26 protein-coding genes are annotated in these 19,785 nt (G+C 62.2%); 16 read left to right on the top strand and 10 right to left on the bottom strand.

Annotated features, from left to right (window positions below):
* A complete protein-coding gene (locus M2360_RS11270; protein WP_280775216.1) occupies positions 1-357 on the bottom strand; it encodes a TIGR02301 family protein in 357 nt (118 codons plus the stop codon).
* A gap of 93 nt (positions 358-450) precedes the next feature.
* The gene (locus tag M2360_RS11265; RefSeq protein ID WP_280775249.1) at positions 451-858 is read right to left on the bottom strand and encodes an NUDIX hydrolase; all 408 of its coding nucleotides are present in this window, start codon (positions 856-858) and stop codon (positions 451-453) included.
* A 67-nt stretch (positions 859-925) separates the two neighbouring features.
* Between M2360_RS11265 and M2360_RS11260 the strand changes: the two genes are divergently transcribed.
* From M2360_RS11260 to M2360_RS11250, 3 genes are read left to right on the top strand one after another with little or no spacing between them, the layout of a single operon-like run.
* Positions 926-1,711 carry an SOS response-associated peptidase gene (locus tag M2360_RS11260; protein ID WP_280775215.1) on the top strand — a complete coding sequence of 262 codons (786 nt, stop codon included), beginning with the start codon at positions 926-928 and terminating at the stop codon, positions 1,709-1,711.
* A 41-nt stretch (positions 1,712-1,752) separates the two neighbouring features.
* Entirely contained in the window at positions 1,753-2,031 is a 279-nt protein-coding gene (locus tag M2360_RS11255) for a hypothetical protein (RefSeq protein WP_280775214.1), read from the top strand.
* The gene (locus tag M2360_RS11250) at positions 2,024-2,308 is read left to right on the top strand and encodes a type II toxin-antitoxin system RelE/ParE family toxin (protein ID WP_280775248.1); all 285 of its coding nucleotides are present in this window, start codon (positions 2,024-2,026) and stop codon (positions 2,306-2,308) included. The genes M2360_RS11255 and M2360_RS11250 overlap by 8 nt, the downstream gene beginning before the upstream one ends.
* Positions 2,309-2,348: 40 nt before the next feature.
* On the opposite strand, the gene M2360_RS11245 is transcribed toward M2360_RS11250, so the two are convergent.
* Positions 2,349-2,510: a hypothetical protein gene (locus M2360_RS11245; RefSeq protein WP_280775213.1), complete on the bottom strand. Its 162-nt coding sequence runs from the start codon at positions 2,508-2,510 to the stop codon at positions 2,349-2,351.
* A 322-nt stretch (positions 2,511-2,832) separates the two neighbouring features.
* Between M2360_RS11245 and cysS the strand changes: the two genes are divergently transcribed.
* The 9 genes from cysS to cimA all read left to right on the top strand — a co-directional run bounded on the left by cysS (position 2,833) and on the right by cimA (position 9,777).
* Complete coding sequence (gene cysS, locus M2360_RS11240) at positions 2,833-4,242, top strand: cysteine--tRNA ligase (protein ID WP_280775212.1); 1,410 nt, start codon at positions 2,833-2,835, stop codon at positions 4,240-4,242.
* A gap of 60 nt (positions 4,243-4,302) precedes the next feature.
* A complete protein-coding gene (locus M2360_RS11235; RefSeq protein ID WP_280775211.1) occupies positions 4,303-4,557 on the top strand; it encodes an AbrB/MazE/SpoVT family DNA-binding domain-containing protein in 255 nt (84 codons plus the stop codon).
* A gap of 46 nt (positions 4,558-4,603) precedes the next feature.
* On the top strand, positions 4,604-4,843 hold the full coding sequence (locus tag M2360_RS11230; RefSeq protein WP_280775210.1) for an AbrB/MazE/SpoVT family DNA-binding domain-containing protein: 240 nt from the start codon (positions 4,604-4,606) through the stop codon (positions 4,841-4,843).
* Between the two features lie 14 nt (positions 4,844-4,857).
* Entirely contained in the window at positions 4,858-5,259 is a 402-nt protein-coding gene (locus M2360_RS11225) for a type II toxin-antitoxin system VapC family toxin (protein ID WP_280775209.1), read from the top strand.
* Positions 5,256-5,717 carry a GFA family protein gene (locus M2360_RS11220; protein WP_280775208.1) on the top strand — a complete coding sequence of 154 codons (462 nt, stop codon included), beginning with the start codon at positions 5,256-5,258 and terminating at the stop codon, positions 5,715-5,717. Before M2360_RS11225 ends, M2360_RS11220 begins: the two co-directional genes overlap by 4 nt.
* Before the next feature lie 118 nt (positions 5,718-5,835).
* Complete coding sequence (locus tag M2360_RS11215; RefSeq protein ID WP_280775207.1) at positions 5,836-6,348, top strand: GFA family protein; 513 nt, start codon at positions 5,836-5,838, stop codon at positions 6,346-6,348.
* The gene (locus tag M2360_RS11210; RefSeq protein ID WP_280775206.1) at positions 6,345-6,947 is read left to right on the top strand and encodes a DUF559 domain-containing protein; all 603 of its coding nucleotides are present in this window, start codon (positions 6,345-6,347) and stop codon (positions 6,945-6,947) included. The genes M2360_RS11215 and M2360_RS11210 overlap by 4 nt, the downstream gene beginning before the upstream one ends.
* Positions 6,948-6,986: 39 nt before the next feature.
* A complete protein-coding gene (pip, locus tag M2360_RS11205; RefSeq protein ID WP_280775205.1) occupies positions 6,987-7,940 on the top strand; it encodes a prolyl aminopeptidase in 954 nt (317 codons plus the stop codon).
* 220 nt (positions 7,941-8,160) lie between these two features.
* Positions 8,161-9,777 (top strand): citramalate synthase, encoded by a 1,617-nt coding sequence (gene cimA, locus M2360_RS11200; protein ID WP_280775204.1) that lies wholly within the window; start codon positions 8,161-8,163, stop codon positions 9,775-9,777.
* Between the two features lie 34 nt (positions 9,778-9,811).
* Here the strand turns inward: cimA and M2360_RS11195 are convergent, their stop codons facing one another.
* A complete protein-coding gene (locus M2360_RS11195) occupies positions 9,812-10,981 on the bottom strand; it encodes an MFS transporter (RefSeq protein WP_280775203.1) in 1,170 nt (389 codons plus the stop codon).
* Between the two features lie 98 nt (positions 10,982-11,079).
* Here M2360_RS11195 and M2360_RS11190 point away from each other — a divergent pair, with 98 nt between their 5' ends.
* Entirely contained in the window at positions 11,080-11,985 is a 906-nt protein-coding gene (locus M2360_RS11190) for a LysR family transcriptional regulator (protein WP_280775202.1), read from the top strand.
* 68 nt (positions 11,986-12,053) lie between these two features.
* Here M2360_RS11190 and M2360_RS11185 read toward each other — a convergent pair whose 3' ends face one another.
* Genes M2360_RS11185 through M2360_RS11170 form a run of 4 tightly spaced genes read right to left on the bottom strand, consistent with a single transcriptional unit; the run spans position 12,054 to position 14,705 of the window.
* The gene (locus tag M2360_RS11185) at positions 12,054-12,629 is read right to left on the bottom strand and encodes a DUF2076 domain-containing protein (RefSeq protein WP_280775201.1); all 576 of its coding nucleotides are present in this window, start codon (positions 12,627-12,629) and stop codon (positions 12,054-12,056) included.
* Between the two features lie 39 nt (positions 12,630-12,668).
* On the bottom strand, positions 12,669-13,385 hold the full coding sequence (locus M2360_RS11180) for a Bax inhibitor-1/YccA family protein (RefSeq protein ID WP_280775200.1): 717 nt from the start codon (positions 13,383-13,385) through the stop codon (positions 12,669-12,671).
* 23 nt (positions 13,386-13,408) lie between these two features.
* Complete coding sequence (locus M2360_RS11175) at positions 13,409-14,176, bottom strand: anti-sigma factor (RefSeq protein ID WP_280775199.1); 768 nt, start codon at positions 14,174-14,176, stop codon at positions 13,409-13,411.
* Positions 14,169-14,705, bottom strand: a complete 537-nt coding sequence (locus tag M2360_RS11170; protein WP_280775198.1) for a sigma-70 family RNA polymerase sigma factor — start codon at positions 14,703-14,705, stop codon at positions 14,169-14,171. Before M2360_RS11170 ends, M2360_RS11175 begins: the two co-directional genes overlap by 8 nt.
* A 117-nt stretch (positions 14,706-14,822) precedes the next feature.
* Here M2360_RS11170 and M2360_RS11165 point away from each other — a divergent pair, with 117 nt between their 5' ends.
* Both M2360_RS11165 and rarD read left to right on the top strand, forming a co-directional pair.
* Positions 14,823-15,143 (top strand): YnfA family protein, encoded by a 321-nt coding sequence (locus M2360_RS11165; protein WP_280775197.1) that lies wholly within the window; start codon positions 14,823-14,825, stop codon positions 15,141-15,143.
* Positions 15,144-15,249: 106 nt separating this feature from the next.
* Positions 15,250-16,170, top strand: a complete 921-nt coding sequence (gene rarD / locus M2360_RS11160; protein ID WP_280775196.1) for an EamA family transporter RarD — start codon at positions 15,250-15,252, stop codon at positions 16,168-16,170.
* A 21-nt stretch (positions 16,171-16,191) separates the two neighbouring features.
* Here rarD and M2360_RS11155 read toward each other — a convergent pair whose 3' ends face one another.
* Both M2360_RS11155 and M2360_RS11150 read right to left on the bottom strand, forming a co-directional pair.
* Positions 16,192-16,992 (bottom strand): endonuclease/exonuclease/phosphatase family protein, encoded by an 801-nt coding sequence (locus M2360_RS11155; protein WP_280775195.1) that lies wholly within the window; start codon positions 16,990-16,992, stop codon positions 16,192-16,194.
* Positions 16,993-17,046: 54 nt separating this feature from the next.
* Complete coding sequence (locus M2360_RS11150; RefSeq protein ID WP_280775247.1) at positions 17,047-17,661, bottom strand: TIGR00730 family Rossman fold protein; 615 nt, start codon at positions 17,659-17,661, stop codon at positions 17,047-17,049.
* A gap of 161 nt (positions 17,662-17,822) precedes the next feature.
* Here M2360_RS11150 and M2360_RS11145 point away from each other — a divergent pair, with 161 nt between their 5' ends.
* Positions 17,823-19,736: a LysM peptidoglycan-binding domain-containing protein gene (locus tag M2360_RS11145; protein WP_280775194.1), complete on the top strand. Its 1,914-nt coding sequence runs from the start codon at positions 17,823-17,825 to the stop codon at positions 19,734-19,736.
* Positions 19,737-19,785 lie beyond the last annotated feature (49 nt).

The following is a 19,785-nucleotide window of genomic DNA, read 5'->3' as shown; positions in this document are numbered from 1 at the left end:
TTAATTTCCGAAGCGCGCGGTAATTTCCGCGGCGAGTGTTGCCCCTTCGGCACGGTATCGGTTTTCCGCGTTCACGGCTTGTTGCGTGCACCGCGCATAGGTTGCGGCGAAGGATCGATAACCCCGATTGAAGGCCGCCGTCAATTGCGCCGCCCGTTTCGGCTCACCTTTGGTCTCCTCTTCAAGCAGCGAGCCCATGGCCTGGCGCCAGGAGGCGTCGTGCTTGGCGCAGAGATTGCGCAAATAGTGTACTGACCCCAGGATCTCGGCGAAACGCTGGAGTTTGAGGTCGTAGGGCGCTGGTTTTTCCTCAACCGGCGCGGGCGGAGCGGGCTGTTCCGCCTCGGCGGCGGCCATGGCGAAAAACGGGGTTGCGGCAAACGCGCAGACAATGGCGAAACGAAAAAACGACATGCCTTTTACATAACAGAGGCGGCGGCGGGCGGCAAATCACGCGAGCGCGAATTGGCGTTCCAGCTTTTCCACGCAGTCGATGACCGAATCGGGGCAATTCAAGCCCCGGATCTCCGCAGGCGTAAACCAGCCCGCATCGGCGGCGTCGTCTCGTGCTTCGGCGATGGCCTCCGCATCAGCCTCGACCAGAAAAACGCTCAGATGAAAATGCCGGCCCGGATTTTCGGAATGGAGATCGTAGGTGGCGAACAACAGAGGAGCGCGGGCGATGATCCCCGTCTCCTCCTCGAATTCCCGCAGCGCTGTCTGATCTGGCGATTCGCCTGCTTCGGCGCGGCCGCCGGGAAAGGCGTACATATCGAGCGAGGGCGGATTCTTCCGCCGGATCAGCAGCATGCGGCCGTTTCTAATCAGGATGGCGGAGGAGGCGAGTTCGGTCTTCATCGTCAGATCCGTTTTAAAGGTCGCGGCGACATTGACCTGATGGGGGCGCGATGCCAAATGAATTCCCATGTGCGGACGATTTTCACTGACGGCGACGCCCGAAGAGGTGCGCGAATTCCTCGCCCTTCTGGAGCTTGAGGATTTCCCGGCGCGCTACAATATCGCGCCCACACAGCCCATTCTCGCCGTTATCGCCGGCGAGCAGGGCGCGCCCGGCTCCAACTTGCCTCAGCGCCGCGCCTTGTTGATCCGCTGGGGGCTGACGCCAGGCTGGGTCAAGGATCCGCGCGACTTTCCGCTGCTCGTCAATGCACGCGCCGAGACGGCGGCGGAAAAGGCCTCTTTCCGCGCCGCCATGGGCCATCGCCGCATTCTCATTCCCGCCTCCGGCTTCTACGAATGGCGGCGTCCGCCCAAGGAGAGCGGCCAGAAGAGCCAGGCCTTTTGGGTGCGGCCGCGCCATGGCCGCATCGTCGCCTTCGCAGGACTGATGGAAACCTGGGCCTCGGCGGACGGATCGGAAGTCGATACCGGCGCGATCCTGACGGCCGCCGCCAATCCTGCTTTCGCGCGGATCCACGACCGCATGCCGGTGGTGATCGCGCCGGAGGATTTCGACCGCTGGCTCGATTGCAAAAACCAGGAGCCGCGCCATGTCGCCAATCTCCTTCGCTCGCCGCCTGAGGATCTGTTCGAGGCAATCCCGGTGTCGGATCTGGTCAACAAGGTCGCCAATGTCGGGCCCGAGGTTCAGGCGCCCGTCGATCCCTCTGTCGTCGTGGAAAAACCCAAGCCGAAAGCCGCTAAACCCAAGGCGGATGGCGGCGGCGGTGGGCAGATGAGCCTGTTCTGAGCGCGGTTGTCGCTGTCTGGCGCTGATGGTAGACTGATCGAATGAACGAACACGCGCGCACCACCATCACGCTTTCGCTGACGCCCGAGGATGTCGAACGGCTGGATCTGGCCGTGCGCGAAGGCGGCTACGGGTCGCGGGAAGAGGTTGTGATGCTGGGCGTCGAGACGGCTCAGGGACAGGGTCAATTCGACAACCATCAGATCGAGCATCTTCGGCGCGTCTATCGAGATGGTCGCGATAGCGGGCAGGCTGACCCCTTTTTGGCAGAAGACTTTCTTGCCGACCTGAAGCGAGAGAAGGCCAACGACAATCGCTGAACTCGTTTTCACCAACAGGGCGAAAAGAGATTTACGCCGAATGTGGCAGACGATCGCGCGGCACAACAACACGGCAGCGGACGGGCTTTACCAGCGCATGATGGCAAAGCTGCAACGCGCATCAGCGTATCCCTTCATCGGTCCAGCCCGACCTGAAATCGCCGAACGGGCCAGAGTCATAGTTGAAGGGAACTACATCGCCATTTATGAGCCGACGAACACAGGAATTCTCGTCGTCGGCATAGTTGACGGTAGACGTGATCCGGAAACATGGTGATGCGCGTTGGCGCGATCGCATGGAGAACAGTCAGAGGGCCTCAGGCCGCCCGCACGTCCTTCTTCGGAGCGGCGGCGGCCTTTTCCTCGTCGCGCGGACGATGCATCATCAGGGCTGCAGCGAGCAGGTGACGCGGGCCGACAGGGCCGTATTTCGTCAGGAGTTCGTTAATGCTTTGTTTACCAGTTTCAATGCGTTGCATGGTGTTCCTCATCCCATTTGGGAAATGTTTCGTGTCTTGCTTATGCCGTGTCGATTGGGACAAAAGCATGGCGGTTCTCCTCCCCGCAAACATTTCCCATGCTTCAGTACCATATTTCTTCAAATTGTATGCAACGGAAAAATTGCGCCGACCTTGACCGCATCGCTTGACTGCGCGATATAGCCACCATGAAAACGATGAACTGCATCATCTGCCGGATCATTATTCGCTAGCGCAAGCGCTGGCCCGGCCGTTTTCGTCTCCTGACACCCCAAGAGCAAAACGCCCCGGCCAGCCGGGCAAACAGTCTATGGGGACACGCATGGCCGACACGCCGGAACTCAGGCTCTACAACACGCTGACGCGCGAAAAGGCGCCGTTTCAGCCCATCGATCCCAGCCATGTGCGGATGTATGTCTGCGGCCCCACGGTTTATGACTTCGCCCATATCGGCAATGCGCGCCCGGCCATCGTCTTCGATGTGCTCTATAGGCTGCTGAGGCATGTCTATGGCGCCGACCACGTCACCTATGTCCGCAACATCACTGACGTTGACGACAAGATCAATGCGCGCGCGCTGCGCGATTATCCCGGCATGGAGCTCAACGCCGCCATCCGGCTGGTGACGGAAAAGACCGAAGCGCAGTATCACGCCGACCTCAAGGCGCTCGGCTGCCTGGAGCCGAATGTCGAGCCGCGCGCCACAGACAATATCCGCCAGATGATCGAGATGATCCAGACACTGCTCGATCGCGGCCATGCCTATGTGGCGACGGGTTCGGAGGGCGCCGAAGTGCTGTTCGCCACCGGATCGATGGCCGATTACGGCCAGCTCTCCAAGCGCAAGCTCGAGGATCAGCAGGCCGGCGCCCGCGTGGCAGTGGAGGCGCATAAGCGCAATCCCGCCGATTTCGTGCTGTGGAAACATTCCGACGCCGATCAGCCCGGCTGGCCGGCCGGCTTCAGCGTGGATGGCTCTGATGTCGACATCTATGGCCGTCCCGGCTGGCATATCGAATGCTCGGCCATGGCCGGCCGCTATCTCGGCGACACTTTCGATATTCATGGCGGCGGGCTGGACCTGATCTTCCCGCATCATGAAAACGAGATCGCCCAATCGCGCTGCGCCCATGGCGGCCATGTCATGGCCAATGTCTGGATGCACAATGGCTTCCTGCAGGTCGAGGGCAAGAAGATGTCCAAGTCCGAGGGCAATTTCTTCACGATCAACGAGCTGATGGAAACCGAGAATTTCGGCGGCCGCAAATGGCCGGGCGAGGTACTGCGTCTGGCTATGCTGATGACACATTATAGGGAGCCGATCGATTTCAGCGTGAAGCGGCTGGAAGAGGCGGAACGGCTGATCGCCAAGTGGCCCGCCGGCGGCGAGCCGGTTGGTACCGTGAATGTTTCCGTGTTGTCCGCGCTCGCTGACGATATGAACACGGTCGCCGCCGTGCAGGCGCTTCATACGCTTGCCTCGAACAATGCGCCCGATTTTGCCGCCAGCGCGGAGCTTTTGGGTGTTCTGCCGAAGAAGGTCGCGATCGACCAGCATCTCGCCGACGGCGTCGAGGCCATCGTGCAGATGCGTCTGGAACTCCTCAAGGCCAAGAACTTCGCCGAAGCCGACAAGATCCGCGACGACCTGCTTGCCAAGGGCATCCAGTTGAAAGACGGCAAGGATCCCGCGACCGGCGAGCGCATCACGACCTGGGAGATCAAGCGGTAAGAATTGGAGTTTTCAGCGGTCTGGCCTATGCTTGCCGCAAGGCCATCGGAGGCGCCGAGCATGAACGAGATCCGGCATGTGAAAATCGTCCTGAAGGACGGCCGTCGCGCCGTGGAGATCCCCGAGGAGTTCGATTTCCCCGGGGATGAGATTACTATGCGCAAGGAGGGTGATCGGATCATTCTGGAGCCCAAACGTGAGGACCGCGACTTTTTCGAATGGCTGCGGTCGCGCAAGCCGCTTACCGAAAATGACCTTCTCGACGACGACTTCGCAGATCGGTTGCCAGAGGATGTCGAAACGCTTGCTATTTGAAGGATCGGGCATATGCTTGGCATATGCCACGTTTCTGGAGGCGAGAATGGGTATCGAACGAGATGTGAAGCTGTTCCGCAACGGCCGCAATCAGGCCGTTCGCATTCCTGTGGAATTCGAGTTGCCGGGCGACGAAGCAGTGATGCGCAAAGTTGGCGAAGACATCATCATTTCCCCAAAGAAAAAATCGAGCCTGTTTGAGTGGCTTGCTACGCTTGAGCCGTTGGATGAAGAGTTTCCTGACGTCGATGAGGGCTTGCTGCCAATGCGGGAAGTCGATCTGTGAGCCCACTCCGATACATGCTGGATACGAATATCGTGTCTGACATGGTCCGCAATCCAAGGGGCGCAACGGTAAGGCGCGCGCGGGACATAGGCCAAGACGCGCTATGTGTCAGCGTCGTAACCGCCTGCGAACTGCGCTTTGGCGCCCTCAAGAAAGGCTCACCAGCATTGATGCAGAGAGTCGGCGGCTTCTTGAGCGAAGTGCCGCCTCTGCCGTTCGAGACTGCATTCGATGGCGAATTTGCGCGGATACGGGTCGAGTTGGAGATGCTCGGACGGCCCATCAGCCCCTTTGACCTTCTCATCGCCGCCCACGCCAAATCCCTCGATCTCACCCTCGTCACCGACAATATCCGCGAATTCTCCCGCATTGATGGGCTGAAGCTCGAAAACTGGATCGAAAGGCCCTCCGCATGACCAATGAAATTCTTTCCGGCGGTTGCCAATGCGGCGCGGTGCGGTTTCGCGCCAGCCATCTCGGCCGTCCCTCCATCTGCCATTGCCGCATGTGCCAGAAGGCGTTTGGCGGCTTTTTCGGGCCGCTGGTGACCGCCGATCAAGCTCATCTCGAATGGACGCGCGGCCAGCCCTCGCTCTATCGCTCCTCCAAGAAGGTCCGGCGCGGCTTCTGCAATAAATGCGGCACGCCGCTGACCTATCATCATGGCGACGGCGTCGAACTCGCCATCGGCGCCTTCGATCATCCCGAAAAGCTTGAGCCGCAGATCCAGGTCAATCACAAGAAGCGGCTGCCCTGGATCGATCATCTGTTCGAACAGCCCGTGCTCGACGATCCCGAGGTGGATGCGATGTTTGCGGCCATCGAAAGCTGGCAGCATCCCGATCACGACACCGACAAGTGGCCGGAGGATTGAGCATGGCGGGCAATCCGAACACGCAGATGCCGAAATGGTTGATCTACGCGCTGGTCGGCAAGGCCGTGGCGCTGGTGGTGATTGTGGCCGCAGTGCTTTATTTCGTGGGAGCGTTCAAATGAGCGATGTCTACACCGGCGGCTGCCAATGCGGCGCCATCCGCTTCCGGCTGGAAGGCCGCTATCAGGACGCCTCGATCTGCCATTGCCGCATGTGCCAGAAAGCGTTTGGCAATTATTTCGCGCCGCTTGTCTCGGTCGGCGAGGCTCAGCTCACCTGGACGCGCGGCAAGCCCAAATATTTCCGCTCCTCCAACTATGTCCGTCGCGGCTTCTGCGGCGAATGCGGCACGCCGCTCTGCTATGAAGCGCCCGATGGCGTCGGCCTTGCCATCGGCGCGTTCGACGAGCCCGGCCGCATCGCGCCATCAGTGCAATTCGGCGTCGAAGGCAAGGTCGCCTATGTGGATCATCTGCAAGAGCTGCCCGAGCGGGTAACCGAGGACGACCTCGAAGCCGCGCCCTTCCTTGCGCATATCGTCAATTATCAGCACCCCGACCACGACACATCCGAATGGTCGCCGCGCTCCGAGCCCGCCGATCACTGGCGGCCGACGGAGGAGGGGGTGTGAGACGGCTTCTTTGGTCGGCGGTTTTGGCTTTCCCCGCCCCAACCCCTCCCCACAAGGGGGAGGGGCTTAACCCGCAGCACTATTCCGGCAAAATCGCAACCTTGCGTCTGGTGTATCGGCGGAGGGTGAAGACGAGGGCGCAGCATCCTAGCCCCTCCCCCTTGTGGGGAGGGGTTGGGGAGGGGTACTTTCCTTCGCTGCCGGAGGCGAAGTTCATGCCCCATTCCAATATTGATCCGAAAACCAGACACCGCGCCCAATCATTGCGTCGTGACCGGACCAAAGCCGAGCAGGTGATGTGGAACCTGTTGAGAGAACTTCGTCCATTCGGCGCTCGCTTTCGCCGCGAAACGCCTCTCGGTCCCTACATTGCCGATTTCGCCTGGCTATCCGCGCGCATCATCATTGAGGTTGATGGTCATAGCCATGGTTATGACAATGCCATCCGTCATGATGCGCGACGAGACGCCTTTATGCGCAGCCAAGGCTTCGCGGTCCTTCGGTTCGATAATGACGATGTCCTCAATGCCGAAGAAGCCGTCTATCTGGAGATCGTAGCCGCGCTTCGGCATCGCCTGATCGGTTGGGACGGCGATTGATGATGGAAGATTCCGACTTGATGTATGAAAGCGAAATGCATGACTGAATTCCGCACCCTCTACCCCGAAATCACCCCGTTCGAGACCGGCTTCCTCGACACCGGCGACGGCCACTCCATTTATTGGGAACGCGTCGGAACCAAGGGCGCAAAACCCGCCGTCTTCCTGCATGGCGGCCCGGGCGGCGGTTTTTCCCCGACACACCGCCGACTGTTCGATCCCGCGCTCTATGACGTGATCCTATTTGACCAGCGCGGCTGCGGCAAATCCACGCCCTATGCTAGCCTGGAGAACAACACCACCTGGCATCTCGTCTCCGATATCGAGAAGCTGCGCGCGATGATCGGCGTGGAAAAGTGGCTTGTTTTCGGTGGCTCCTGGGGCTCGACCTTAGCGCTGGCCTATGCCGAGACGCATCCTGACCGCGTTTCCGAACTCGTTGTGCGCGGCATCTACACGCTCACCAAGGCTGAGCTCGACTGGTATTACCAGTTCGGCGTCTCGGAAATGTTTCCCGACAAATGGGAGAAGTTTCTGGCGCCGGTCCCCGAGGGTGAGCGCCATGCGATGATGGCCGCCTATCGCAAGCGGCTGGTGGGCGAGGACAAGGCGGCCCAAATCGAGGCTGCGCTCGCCTGGAGCCTGTGGGAAGGACAGACGATCACGCTGCTGCCCGAGCCCGACACCAGTGACAAATTCGGCGAGGACGAGTTTGCGCTGGCCTTCGCCCGCATCGAGAACCATTATTTCGTCCATGCCGGCTGGATGGACGAGGGGCAGTTGCTGCGCGATGCGCACAAGCTTGCCGACATCGATGGCGTGATCATTCATGGCCGCTATGACATGCCGTGCCCGGCGAAATATGCCTGGGCGCTGCACAAAGCCTGGCCGCGCGCAGAATTCCACTTGATCGAAGGGGCGGGACACGCCTATTCCGAGCCCGGAATTCTCGACCAGCTGATCCGGGCGACGGACAGGTTTGCGGGGAAGTAACGGCGGCTGCCGCTTTGGGCGTCACCCCCCTCTGGCCTGCCGGCCATCTCCCCCTCAAGGGGGGAGATCGAAGGAGGAGGGCGATCGCTCGACTCTGCGGCGTCGCTGTTGAGGCGAGCGAAGGCCGCCAGCCAATCTCCCCCCTTGAGGGGGAGATGCCCGGCAGGGCAGAGGGGGGTGGCCACAGAACAGACGCCAACACATTGGCGGGAGGATACGCATGACCAGGGAACGCATCTATCTCTTCGACACCACGCTGCGCGACGGCCAGCAGACGCCGGGCGTGGATTTTTCGGTCGAGGACAAGATTTCCATCGCCACCATGCTCGATAATTTCGGCTTCGATTATGTCGAGGGCGGCTATCCCGGCGCCAATCCCACCGACACCAAATTCTTCGAGAAGAAGCGCACGGCGCGCTCGAAATTCGTGGCTTTCGGCATGACCAAGCGCGCCGGAATCTCCGTCTCAAACGATCCCGGCATGTCCATGCTTTTGCAGGCGAAATCGGACGCTGTCTGTCTGGTCGCCAAGAGCTGGGATTATCATGTCAAGGTCGCGCTCGGCTGTTCCAACGACGAAAATCTCGACTGCATCGCCCAGTCGGTCGAGGCCGTTATCACGAGCGGCAAGGAGGCGCTGATCGATTGCGAGCATTTCTTCGACGGCTACAAGGCCAATCCCGCCTATGCGCTGGCCTGCGCCAAGACCGCCTATGACGCCGGCGCGCGCTGGGTGGTGCTGTGCGACACCAATGGCGGAACGCAGCCGTCTGAGATCCGCGACATCGTCGCGGCCGTCATCGCTTCGGGCGTGCCGGGCGACTGTCTTGGCATCCATGCCCACAATGACACCGGCCAGGCGGTGGCCAATTCGCTGGCGGCCGTCGAGGCGGGCGTGCGCCAGATCCAGGGCACGCTCAATGGCATCGGCGAGCGCTGCGGCAACGCCAATCTGATCACGCTTTTGCCGACCTTGGCGCTGAAGCCGGCCTTTGCCGATCGCTTCGAGACTGGCGTCGACGCCGACAAACTGCAGGGCCTCACCGGCCTCAGCCACGCCTTTGACGAATTGCTCAACCGCTCGCCCGATCACCAGGCGCCCTATGTCGGCGCCTCCGCCTTCGCCACCAAGGCCGGCATCCATGCCTCGGCGCTGCTCAAGGACCCGCGCACCTATGAACATGTGCCGCCGGAAACGGTGGGCAATCTGCGCAAGGTCATGGTGTCGGACCAGGGCGGCAAATCCAATTTCATCAATGCGCTCAAGCGCCGGGGCATTGTCGTCTCCAAGGACGATCCGCGGCTGGACCAGTTGATCACAGAGGTCAAGGAGCGCGAAGCCTCGGGCTATGCCTATGAAGGCGCCGATGCGAGCTTTGAAATGCTGGCGCGGCGCATTCTCGGCTCGGTGCCGGATTTCTTCAAGGTCGAGAGTTTTCGCGTCATGGTCGAGCGCCGCTTCGACGCCAATGGCCAGCTGAAGACGGTGTCTGAAGCCGTGGTCAAACTGATCATCGATGGGCTGGAAACCATGTCTGTGGCCGAAGGCCATGGCCCGGTCAATGCGCTCGACGTGGCGCTGCGCAAAGATCTCGGCAAATACCAGTCGGAAATCGCCGATCTCGAACTGGTGGATTACAAGGTCCGTATCCTCAATGGCGGCACGGAAGCCATCACCCGCGTGTTGATCGAATCGGCCGATGGCGCGGGCGCACGCTGGTGGACGGTCGGCGTCTCCGACAACATCATCGACGCCTCCTTCCAGGCGCTGATGGATTCGATCGTCTACAAGCTGATGAAGAATCGCGAGCAGGCGGGGCAGGCGGCGGCGGAGTGAGGTTTCCGCCGCCATATCGAGCGACATCCTGGCTTCAAGCTGTTTGTGGCGCGAGCGGCTTCCGGGCAAGCGACAGGCCCCACGCCAGTGAGCCCAGCGCCAGAAGCGGAAAGCCGGCAGCGGCGAGCGGCAGATAGCCAAGGCCTGGGCCGCTCGTGATCACCACGCCGCCCAGCCAGGCGCCCAGCGCATTGCCGAGATTGAAGGCGGCGATGTTGAAGCTGGAAGCGAGGCTCTGGCCGGCGCCCACGGCCTTTTGCAGCACCCAGATCTGCAGCGGCGCGACAGTGGCGAAGCCGGCCGCGCCAATCAGGAAGACGAAAATCACGGCGGCGATCTTGTTGTCCAACGCAAATGTCATCAGCCCAAGCGTGAGCGTCAGCGCGATCAGTGTAACATACAGGGCTGACTTCAGGTTTTTGTCCGCAAGCCGTCCGCCGGCGAGATTGCCAACCACGAGGCCCGCGCCGAACACCAGCAGGATGGGCGAGATCGCCGCATCGGAAAAGCCGGTGATGTCCTTGAGCGCCGGCGCGATATAGGTGAATAGCGCAAAGACGCCGGCATAGCCGAGCACGGTGGTGAGAAGGCCGATCAGCACGGCCGGCCGCAGCATGGCGCGAAGGTCAGCGCGCCAGTCGCTGGCCTCTGGCGCATCCTTTTCGCTCGGCACGAACAGGGCGATGATGGTCAGCGCCGCGACGCCGACTATGGCCACGGCGAAGAAGGTGGCGCGCCAGCCATAGCTCTGGCCGAGCCAGGTTCCGAAGGGAACACCAATGATATTGGCGACGGTGAGGCCCGTGAACATGATGGCGATGGCGGACGCCTGCTTGTCGGCGGGGACAAGCTTGGTGGCGACCACGGAGCCGACGCCGAAGAAGGCGCCATGCGCCAGCGCCGTGAACAGCCGCGCCGCCATCAGCGCTTCATAGCTGGGCGCCAGCGCGCAGGCGAGATTGCCGAGCGTGAAGATCGCCATCAGCCCAAGCAGCACGATTTTGCGCGGCCAGCGGGCGGTCATCGCGGTGAGAACAGGCGCGCCAAACACCACGCCGAGCGCATAGCCTGAGATCAGCAGGCCGGCGGAGGCGATCGATACGCCGAGATCTTTGCCGACATCGAGCAGCAGGCCCATGATGACGAATTCGGTGACGCCGATGCCGAAGGCGCCGACGGTGAGGGCATAGAGTGCGAGAGGCATGACACTTGTCCGTATCGTTGAGTTGAACAAGAGATAGACGCGACGCCACTTGTGAACTAGATTGGCGCAAGGAACAGTATCTGTGAATTGAAATCACAATGAGCCGCATAGACGCCAACAGGTCGGGCGATATGGAAGCCTTTGTCGCGGTGGTGGAAGCGGGCGGATTGTCCGCCGCCGCCCGTGCACTCGATATGACTCCGTCCGCCATCAGCAAGCTGCTGGCCCGGCTTGAGGCGAGGCTCGGCGCAAGGCTCGTCAACCGCACCACCCGCAAACTGACCCTGACGCCCGAAGGCGACGCCTTTTATGAAAGCGCGCGTCGGATCCTGGGTGAAATCGACGATGCCGAGCGCCTGGTCTCGGGCGAAGACACACCATCGGGCCGCGTGCGCATCAACACCAGCGCTTCCTATGGAACACATGTGCTGGCTCCTATCCTCGGCGATTTTCTGGATAGACACCGGCGCATCAGCGTAGAAGTCATCCAGACCGACACCGTGGTGGATCTGGTGTCCGAGCGCGCCGACATCGCCATTCGCGCCGGACCCCTGCAAAGCTCGAGCCTGATGGCCCGAAAGCTCGGCGACACAAGGCTGATCTTTGTGGCCTCTCCCGATTATCTCGCCCGGCGCGGCGCGCCGCAGACGCCGGATGATTTCAAGCGACATGACCGGCTGGACTTCACCTATCGGCGCGCCTTGAGCGAGTGGCGGATGCGCACTGACAAGAGGGAAGTCCCAGTTGATCCCGCAGTTCGGGTCAAGGCGAGCGACGGCGAAGCCCTGCGACTGATGGCGATCCAGGGGATGGGCATTGCCCGGCAGGCCACCTTCACATGCCAGGCTGATCTCGCCGCCGGCCGGCTGGTCGAAATCCTGCCCGACCGCATGGTGATCGAAGTCGAAGCCTTCCACGCCGTCTATCTTGGCCAAGGTGGCCCCGTGCCGGCGCGCGTGCGGGCCCTGCTCGATTATCTCGCCGAACACGGCCGCATCACATGAAAAAGCCCGGCCGCTTGCGCGGGCCGGGCCAAGTCGCCGAAGTCTTGGGGAAAACTTCAGCGGGCGCCTCAGAAGAAGCTGTCGTCGCCGCCGTCGTCGCCGCCGTCATCCTGGCTGCTGTCGTCGCTTTCGGCAGCCTGGGCTTCGTCGCCGCCCAGCATGCCGGCGATGGCGTTGCCAAGTAGCATGCCGCCGGCCACGCCCATGGCGGTCTGCGCGGCGCCAGCGAGGAAGCCGCCGCCGGCCGGGCGGCCATAGGCGGACTGCTGGCCCCACGGACCGGCCTGTGCGCCGGCCTGCGGCTGCTGGCCGTAGGGCTGGCCCATCGGCTGGGTCGGCTGACGCGGCGGCATGGACCGCTGCGGCTGGCTGGAGCCGAACAGCGAGGCGAAGAATCCGCCGCCGCCCTGTGCCGGACGCGAGGAAAGCTGATATTCCAGCTCCTCGATCCGCTGTTGGGCAGCGTTCAGCGCCTGTTCCTGCACCACGATTGTCTGCGCCATGAAATAGGGCGCGCCCGGCTGGCTGGACATCCGCTCGCGGATGAAGGCGTCGGCTCCGGCGTCGCGCTGCGGCGCCTGGCGTTCGACCTCGGCAAGTTTGCCGAACAGGCCTTCGATGGCGTAACGGTCATTCTGGTCCATGATGTCATGCACTCCTTTGGATTACGTCTTGGCGATCGGTTACTCGCGCTCGCCGGTGAAGTTGAGCAGCAGCTGGAAGATGTTGACGAAGTTCAGGTAGAGCGACAGCGCGCCGAACACCGCGAGCTTCTGCTGGGATTCCTGGTCGACATTCTCGGCATACTGTTCCTTGATGTTCTGCGTGTCCCAGGCGGTGAGGCCGACGAACACCACGATGCCGATCACCGAGATGGCGAATTGCAGGGCGGAAGAGCCGAGGAAGATATTGACAACAGAGGCGATCACCACGCCGATCAGGCCCATCATCAGGAAGGAGCCGACATTGGCGAGGTTACGCTTGGTCGTGTAGCCATAGAGGCTGGTCGCGCCGAACATGGTGGCGGCGATGAAGAAGGTCTGGGCGATCGAGGCGCCGGTGAACACCAGGAAGATCGAGGCCAGCGACAGGCCCATTACCGCCGAAAACGCCCAGAACATCGTCTGCGCCGTTCCCGCCGACATCGACTGGATGCGGAAAGAGAAAAACAGCACGAAGCCGAGCGGAGCCAGCATCACCACCCATTTCAGCGGCGTCTGGAAGATCGGCACATAGAGCGCCGGCGTCGTGCCGACGACATAGGCGACGATGCCGGTAATCACCAGGCCAAGGCCCATATAGTTGTAGACGCGCAGCATATGCTGGCGCAGGCCTTCGTCGAACAGGGCGCCTGATTGCGCCTGGCTCGCATAGCCATATCTATCATTCATCGGGTTCATCATCGGGTCTCCTCGTTTGATGATCAGTAAAGAGTTTCCGCAAGCTTGCGGGCGGTGGCCTCAAGCGAGGCCGCTTCAGACTTGTCGGCGACAAGCGCGTAAGCAACGTCGCCGATCTGCCAATAGGCGGCGCGCGCCTCGGCCGTATGAGTTTCCTGCACCGGCTCGACAGCGAAATTTCCCGGGCGTTCGGCAAAGAGCGACAGCATCCGCCCTTCACCTGCGGCGAGCGCCACTTCCACGCTCGGCCCATTGGCGGATGGGAATATCTGCGCATCGACCACCCGCCATCCCTTGGGCAGTTCGGGCAGGGTGATTGCCGTCGCCGCGCGGAGCGCCGCGGCGTCGAACTCACGACTGGGCTTCTGCCAGTCGGCAGTCTGGCGCAATTGCGCGGTTTCATGCGCGGCGATCGCTTCGGACACATAGGCAGGAGCCTGCGTTGAAGCGGCCACCTTTGTCGCGCCGAGTGGCCCGATCCGCTCATGGGCGAACCAGCCGGCGCCGATAAACAGCGTCACCACCGCAGCCCGTTGAAACAGCGCATAGACGCGGCGTCGGGCAAGCGCGCCTTCGAGACGGCGCGCGGCTTCCCGGGTTCCTGGACGAGGAGCGCTATCCGCGCCAGCCAGCGCCAGCCGCAATTCATCCTTCACCCGGAGATCGGCCATGACCTGGGCCGCCACAGTCGGATGTTCCGACAGATAGGCCTCGACCTGGATGCGCCCGCTCACGTCGAGCTGGTCGTCGACATAGGCGTTGAGATCGGCGTCAACGATCGGATCAGTCATCTGCGCCTCCTATCAGTCTCAGACGCGGCTTGCGGTCGCCTTCCGCCCCGTCTTCGAGGTTTCTCAGTCGGGCGCGGGCGCGCGAAATGCGCGACATCAGCGTGCCCATGGGTATGTTCAGCACCTCGGCGGCCTCCTGGTAGGAGAGCTCCTCGATCGCTACGAGATGCAGCGCCTCTCGCTGGTCTTCCGGCAGATCCTGGAACGCCGCCTGGATCTGCGCGAGCCTGACCGACAGCTCCTGCGACGCCGGCGCCGATTGCTCGGCCATTTCGGCCGCTCTGTCATGCTTGCGCTCGACGCTACGCTTGCGGCGCAGCCGGTCGATATGGGTGTTGTGCAGGATCGACATCAGCCAGTTGCGGATATTGCCGTCGGTGCGGAACGTGGCCTGTTTCTCATAGGCGCGCACCAGCGCGTCCTGCACGAGATCCTCGGCCTCGTCGCCATTGCGCGACAAGGAGCGCGCGTAACGCCTGAGCGCCGCGAGCTGATCCACAACATTGAAGCCGTGCTTCTTTCCCATCATGCCCAGTATACGCCGGCCGGTTTCATCCTATTCCGCGCCCACCACGTTTTTTTTAAAGATTTTTGCCGGCGCGTATTCGGCCTTCCGGGAGCGCGCCGCTCGTGGCACTCTCCGCGAATGATCTATTCCGTCTATGTCGCAGCCGCCTTCGCCGAGATCGCCGGCTGCTTTTCCTTCTGGGCCTGGCTCAAACTCGATCGCTCGGCGCTATGGCTGGCGCCGGGCATGGCCTCGCTTGCGCTGTTCGCCTGGTTGCTGACGCTGGTCCCCTCCGAGGCGGCCGGCCGCGCCTATGCCGCGTATGGCGGGGTCTATGTCGCCGCCTCGCTCGTCTGGCTATGGCTGGTGGAGGCGCAGCGGCCAGATCGCTGGGATCTTCTCGGAGCGGCGGTATGCCTTGCGGGCGCCGCCATCATTTTGCTGCCGTCGCGCGCCTGAAGTCAGGTTGTGTCTTTCGAATGGCTGATCGGACCATCAACTTTATGAATTGGTCGGGGCATCCGCCTTCGGTTAGCAGCATGTGACGCAGCAGGAAACCGCGACCATGAGCAAAGAGAATAATCCCGCCCAGGGCGGCGATACGCTGGCCGGATTCGGCTATGCGCTGTCGGCCTATCTTCTCTGGGGCTTCCTGCCTCTCTATATGAAGGCCGTGTCGCATATTCCACCGCTCGAAGTGGTGGCGCATCGCGTGCTCTGGTCGCTGCCGGTTGCTGGACTGGTTCTCCTGCTGCGCGGGCGGACCGAAGATCTCAAGATCGCCCTGCGCACGCCGCGCATGCTCGGCATGGCCTGCGTCACAGCCAGCTTCATCACCGTCAACTGGCTCATCTATGTCTGGTCGATCGGCGCGGGCAGGGCGCTCGAATCCGCGCTCGGCTACTACATCAATCCGCTGATCAGCGTAGCGCTCGGAGCGATCCTGCTCAAGGAGCGCATGAACAAGACCCAATATGTGGCAATCGGGCTGGCGGTGATCGCCGTTGGCATTCTCACCCATGAAGCCGGCGGCCTGCCCTGGGTATCGCTCAGCCTGGCGATCACCTGGGGTTTCTACGCCTATTGCCGCAAGACGCTGCCAGTCGGGCCCAATCAGGGCTTCTTTCTGGAAGTGCTGATCCTCGCCCTGCCGGCCATTGGTTATCTCGTCTACGCGTCGCGCGAGGGGACTGGCCATTTCGGCCCGACGGGAATCTCCGACATGATTTTGCTGATGGCTTCGGGCGTCGTCACGGCAGTGCCGCTGATGCTCTACGCCAACGGAGCCAAGCTTCTGAAGCTATCGACAATCGGCATCATGCAGTATATCGCGCCCACCATGATCTTCCTGACCGCCGTCTTCGTGTTCAAGGAGCATTTCTCCACCGAGAAAATGGTCGCCTTCTGCTTCATCTGGTCGGCGCTGGTGGTTTACTCCTGGCCGATGCTGCGCGGCATGATGAAGAAGAATTCGGCGACGGCCTGAACGGTTTGACGCGGCAGCAGATCAGATCTCGATGACCAGCGGGCAGTGATCCGAGACTTCCGGATCTCGAACGACATCGAAGCTGAGCACCTTTTCCGGCTGGTCGATGAGCATATAGTCGGCGAAGCGGCCAGGCTTGTTGTAGAGCGATGTCCGCGTGCCCTCGGGCGCATGCCGCGTCACGAGCTCCGTGAAACCGCGCTCCTGCATGAAGCGAAGACTTTCACTGTCCGGTTCGATGTTGAAGTCGCCGCACAACAGTTTGATGTCGCCGGGACCCGAGGCCTGATCAGAAAGCGCCAGAAATCGCCGCGCCTGTTCGAGCCTTTCAGACGTATCCATTTTGCCGCGCAAATCCCGCAACCCATGCATCTGCGCCACGCTGACCGTGCGGTCTCTTTCCGGATCGTAGAGCCTGACGGCATGGGCGTTGCGCGGGCGCGGATGCGCGCCGTAGCCATGGGCGGAAAAGTCCTTGTGCACGAAGCTCTGCGCCTGGCCGATGACCGCAACCGACGCGCGCACGAACGTCGCCAGTCCCCAGAAGGAGGTGATTTCGGTCTCGCCGTCCCATAGGACGCCGCGCGCGGCAGGGCAGAAAAATGCCAGATGCCCGCTCAGCGTCCGGCATACGTCGTCGAACAGATTGGCGCGCTGGTCGAGCACGTGATCGCCGTCGCGATAGACCAACCAGTCGCGTTGGGTCGCGGGCGTGCTAACCACCTCCTGAAGGCAGAGCACATCGGGATCCGCCTCGGCAAGATAGGCCAGCAACTCTCTATGCAGAACGCCGCCCCAGGCGTTCAGGCTGATGATCTTCATGCGTCGCCGCCTTCTGGCCAATACCGGCTGAAGTCCCGCCAAAAGGCGTCTACGTCACATCCGCGACAGCAGCGCCGCGTCGCCTTCGGAATGCGTCTGGGCCGCAGCCACGATCGATGGGATGATGTCGTCGATCTGGTCGATGACCATTGGTTTCACCAGATGCGATGTATGGATGAAGCCTTCGCCGGACATATGATTGAGCAGTTCCAGCATCGGCTCCCAGAACTTGTTGACATTGGCGAACACCATCGGCTTGCGATGGCGGCCCAGCTGGCCCCAGGTCATGATCTCGACAATCTCTTCAAGGGTGCCGATGCCGCCGGGCAAGGTCACGAAAGCGTCTGCCTCCTCGAACATGCGATGCTTGCGCTGATGCATGTCCTCGGTCACCACGAGTTCGGTCAGCGAGCCGAGCGAATGGCGCGAGGCTTCCTTGTCCATCAGGAATTCGGGGATGATGCCGATCACCTTGCCGCCATGCGACAGCACGCCGGACGCGACCGCGCCCATGATGCCGCGCGTGCCGCCGCCATAGACGAGGCGCATGCCGTTCTCGGCAATGGATTTTCCGAGCGCGCGCCCGGCTTCCATATAGGAAGGGTCTTTGCCGGGCTGCGAACCGCAATAAACACAAATGGATCGAATCGGGGCATTTTCTGCTATCATGGTCACGGAAAAGACTATGCACGGCCGCCGCCGTCAAGAAAAATGAAGGAAAATGGTTCCGCCGGAGCCGCACCTTCAGCCGAACCGCTTGAGAATACTCGGGGAACCGGCTAGCAATTTTCAAGGCTGCGAAAACTTTCGCGCCGTCTGGAGAAAGAGTGATGAAAAGAAGCCGCGCCGTTCTGGTCGCACTGATTGTTCTGGCGGTCGCCAGCCTGTTGATGTTCTTTGTCGTCTTGCCGAATTCCTCGGCCAAGAAGGATGCCGAACAACTGGCGCAGACTGCGAAGAATGCGGCCGAGCAGGTCGTCGCGTCCGCCCAGACAAGCATGAACGACATCTCCGGCGGTGCGACCGCGACCCCGCCCGCGGGTGACGCGGATGTGAAAGTGGACGCGCCTGCCCAGGCGTCGGCGCAAAACGCCGGCACGCCGTCTTTCGACGTGCTGCGCGTCGAGCCTGACGGCTCCACGGTCATCGCCGGCCGCGCCGCGCCGAACGCTGATGTCGCCGTCTCCGACGGTCAAAAGGTTATTTCCACCGTCAAGGCCGGGGCGTCGGGCGATTTCGCCGTCGTTCTCGACCAGCCATTGGCCGCCGGCGAACATCAACTGGTGCTCCAGGCCAAGGGGACCAACGGCGAGTCGCTGATTTCCGAGGAAGTCGCGACGATTTCCGTGCCGAAGGATAAGAAAGGCGATCTTCTCGCCATGGTGTCCAAGCCCGGCGAAGCGTCTCGCATCATGACCATGCCGGAAGCCGCGCCGGCGCAAGCCGCCTCCGGCGCGTTGTCCGCCGCCGAGACCAAGCCGGCCCAGGAGACAAAGACTGCGGCCGCTGATGCGCCATCCGCCGTCATCGTGCAGTCGAACGCTGCGGCGTCCGCCGCGCTCGATCCGGAAGTGCAGGTCAGCGCGGTCGAGATCGAGGGCGACAAGCTGTTCGTGGCCGGCAAGGCGCCCAAGGGCCGCGCGGTCCGCGTCTATGCCGACGACAAGCTGGTGGCCGAAGTGAAGGTCAATGAAAAGGGCCGTTTCGTCGCTGACAACACCATGCCGCTTTCGGTCGGTGATCACACGATCCGCGCCGACGTCCTGAGCGCCGACGGCGCCCGCGTCGAATTCCGGGCTTCCGTGCCGTTCTTCCGGCCCGAAGGGGCGCAAATGGCGGCCGTCGCCGGTGAAGCAGGCGGCGCGTCGACGAGCGCGATGCAGCCTCTCGCCTTCGGCGCCTATGACAAGGCGCGGGAAGAGGCGGGCAAGGCGATCGACCTGCTGAAGGGTCAATTCGCGAATGGCAAGATGCCGAGCGCCGAGGAACTGGCCGCAGCTCGCTCCGCCACTGAAATCGCGCTCAAGACGCTGGCCGACATTAAGACGCCTGACAATATCGATCCCGTCGCTCAGGAAATGGCCGCCAAGACCGCAGGCGAGGCGGCCAAGGCGCTTGATCTGCTGAAAGCCTTGCCGCAGAACGCCGCCGACGTGCAGGCGGCGCTCGACAAGATCGACGACGCGGTGACATCCGCCACCGGACCGGCAATCGAAACAGCCGTCGCGCAGCCGGCCAAGGCAGTCGAGCCCGAAGTCGCGCCGTCCGTGGAGGCCGCGTCCGCTGACCCCAAGCTGCCGATCGCGTCGACAGACACGGCCGCTGAGCCGGCTCAGCTTGTGGAGCCGAAGGCGCAAGCCGCCACACAGACTCCCGAACCCGCTCAGCAGACCGCTGCGGCCGAGACATCGTCGGCGCAACCTGCGACCGCCGAAGCGGCTGCGGCCCAGCCCGCGACTGCGCCTGACACCAAAACGGTCGCGGCCGAAGGCGAACCGAAGGTCATCCAGCAGGCGCCGTTGCAGCATAGCGCAACATCGGTGATCATCCGTCGCGGAGATACGCTGTGGCAGATCTCGCGGCGCGTCTATGGCCAGGGTGTGCGCTACACGACGATCTATCTCGCCAACGAGGCGCAGATCGAGGATCCCGACCGCATTCTTCCCGGCCAGATTTTCGGCGTGCCTGACAAGCCTCTCGACAATGCCGAGGAAATCCACCGCAAGCGGCTGGGTCTGCAATAAATTCATCATCGCGTCGTTGTAGATCCAGCGGCGCGATCCTATGTGACGA

The organism is Rhizobium sp. SG_E_25_P2 (assembly GCF_029892285.1).
In the GTDB taxonomy this organism is placed as follows: Bacteria; Pseudomonadota; Alphaproteobacteria; order Rhizobiales; family Rhizobiaceae; genus Rhizobium_E.
This window is presented reverse-complemented; position numbering and strand designations above follow the sequence as displayed.

What these genes read in the sequence shown, in the direction of transcription:
- M2360_RS11145 (WP_280775194.1), top strand. Translation starts at nt 17,823, where the DNA reads ATGAAAAGAAGCCGCGCCGTTCTGGTCGCACTGATTGTTCTGGCGGTC.
- M2360_RS11155 (WP_280775195.1), bottom strand. Translation starts at nt 16,992, where the DNA reads ATGAAGATCATCAGCCTGAACGCCTGGGGCGGCGTTCTGCATAGAGAG.
- M2360_RS11180 (WP_280775200.1), bottom strand. Translation starts at nt 13,385, where the DNA reads ATGAACCCGATGAATGATAGATATGGCTATGCGAGCCAGGCGCAATCA.
- M2360_RS11165 (WP_280775197.1), top strand. Translation starts at nt 14,823, where the DNA reads ATGATCTATTCCGTCTATGTCGCAGCCGCCTTCGCCGAGATCGCCGGC.
- M2360_RS11235 (WP_280775211.1), top strand. Translation starts at nt 4,303, where the DNA reads ATGAACGAGATCCGGCATGTGAAAATCGTCCTGAAGGACGGCCGTCGC.
- M2360_RS11260 (WP_280775215.1), top strand. Translation starts at nt 926, where the DNA reads ATGTGCGGACGATTTTCACTGACGGCGACGCCCGAAGAGGTGCGCGAA.
- M2360_RS11230 (WP_280775210.1), top strand. Translation starts at nt 4,604, where the DNA reads ATGGGTATCGAACGAGATGTGAAGCTGTTCCGCAACGGCCGCAATCAG.
- cimA (WP_280775204.1), top strand. Translation starts at nt 8,161, where the DNA reads ATGACCAGGGAACGCATCTATCTCTTCGACACCACGCTGCGCGACGGC.
- M2360_RS11150 (WP_280775247.1), bottom strand. Translation starts at nt 17,661, where the DNA reads ATGATAGCAGAAAATGCCCCGATTCGATCCATTTGTGTTTATTGCGGT.
- M2360_RS11195 (WP_280775203.1), bottom strand. Translation starts at nt 10,981, where the DNA reads ATGCCTCTCGCACTCTATGCCCTCACCGTCGGCGCCTTCGGCATCGGC.
- M2360_RS11225 (WP_280775209.1), top strand. Translation starts at nt 4,858, where the DNA reads ATGCTGGATACGAATATCGTGTCTGACATGGTCCGCAATCCAAGGGGC.
- pip (WP_280775205.1), top strand. Translation starts at nt 6,987, where the DNA reads ATGACTGAATTCCGCACCCTCTACCCCGAAATCACCCCGTTCGAGACC.
- M2360_RS11245 (WP_280775213.1), bottom strand. Translation starts at nt 2,510, where the DNA reads ATGCAACGCATTGAAACTGGTAAACAAAGCATTAACGAACTCCTGACG.
- M2360_RS11175 (WP_280775199.1), bottom strand. Translation starts at nt 14,176, where the DNA reads ATGACTGATCCGATCGTTGACGCCGATCTCAACGCCTATGTCGACGAC.
- M2360_RS11255 (WP_280775214.1), top strand. Translation starts at nt 1,753, where the DNA reads ATGAACGAACACGCGCGCACCACCATCACGCTTTCGCTGACGCCCGAG.
- M2360_RS11170 (WP_280775198.1), bottom strand. Translation starts at nt 14,705, where the DNA reads ATGATGGGAAAGAAGCACGGCTTCAATGTTGTGGATCAGCTCGCGGCG.
- M2360_RS11190 (WP_280775202.1), top strand. Translation starts at nt 11,080, where the DNA reads ATGAGCCGCATAGACGCCAACAGGTCGGGCGATATGGAAGCCTTTGTC.
- cysS (WP_280775212.1), top strand. Translation starts at nt 2,833, where the DNA reads ATGGCCGACACGCCGGAACTCAGGCTCTACAACACGCTGACGCGCGAA.
- rarD (WP_280775196.1), top strand. Translation starts at nt 15,250, where the DNA reads ATGAGCAAAGAGAATAATCCCGCCCAGGGCGGCGATACGCTGGCCGGA.
- M2360_RS11220 (WP_280775208.1), top strand. Translation starts at nt 5,256, where the DNA reads ATGACCAATGAAATTCTTTCCGGCGGTTGCCAATGCGGCGCGGTGCGG.
- M2360_RS11265 (WP_280775249.1), bottom strand. Translation starts at nt 858, where the DNA reads ATGAAGACCGAACTCGCCTCCTCCGCCATCCTGATTAGAAACGGCCGC.
- M2360_RS11270 (WP_280775216.1), bottom strand. Translation starts at nt 357, where the DNA reads ATGGCCGCCGCCGAGGCGGAACAGCCCGCTCCGCCCGCGCCGGTTGAG.
- M2360_RS11185 (WP_280775201.1), bottom strand. Translation starts at nt 12,629, where the DNA reads ATGGACCAGAATGACCGTTACGCCATCGAAGGCCTGTTCGGCAAACTT.
- M2360_RS11215 (WP_280775207.1), top strand. Translation starts at nt 5,836, where the DNA reads ATGAGCGATGTCTACACCGGCGGCTGCCAATGCGGCGCCATCCGCTTC.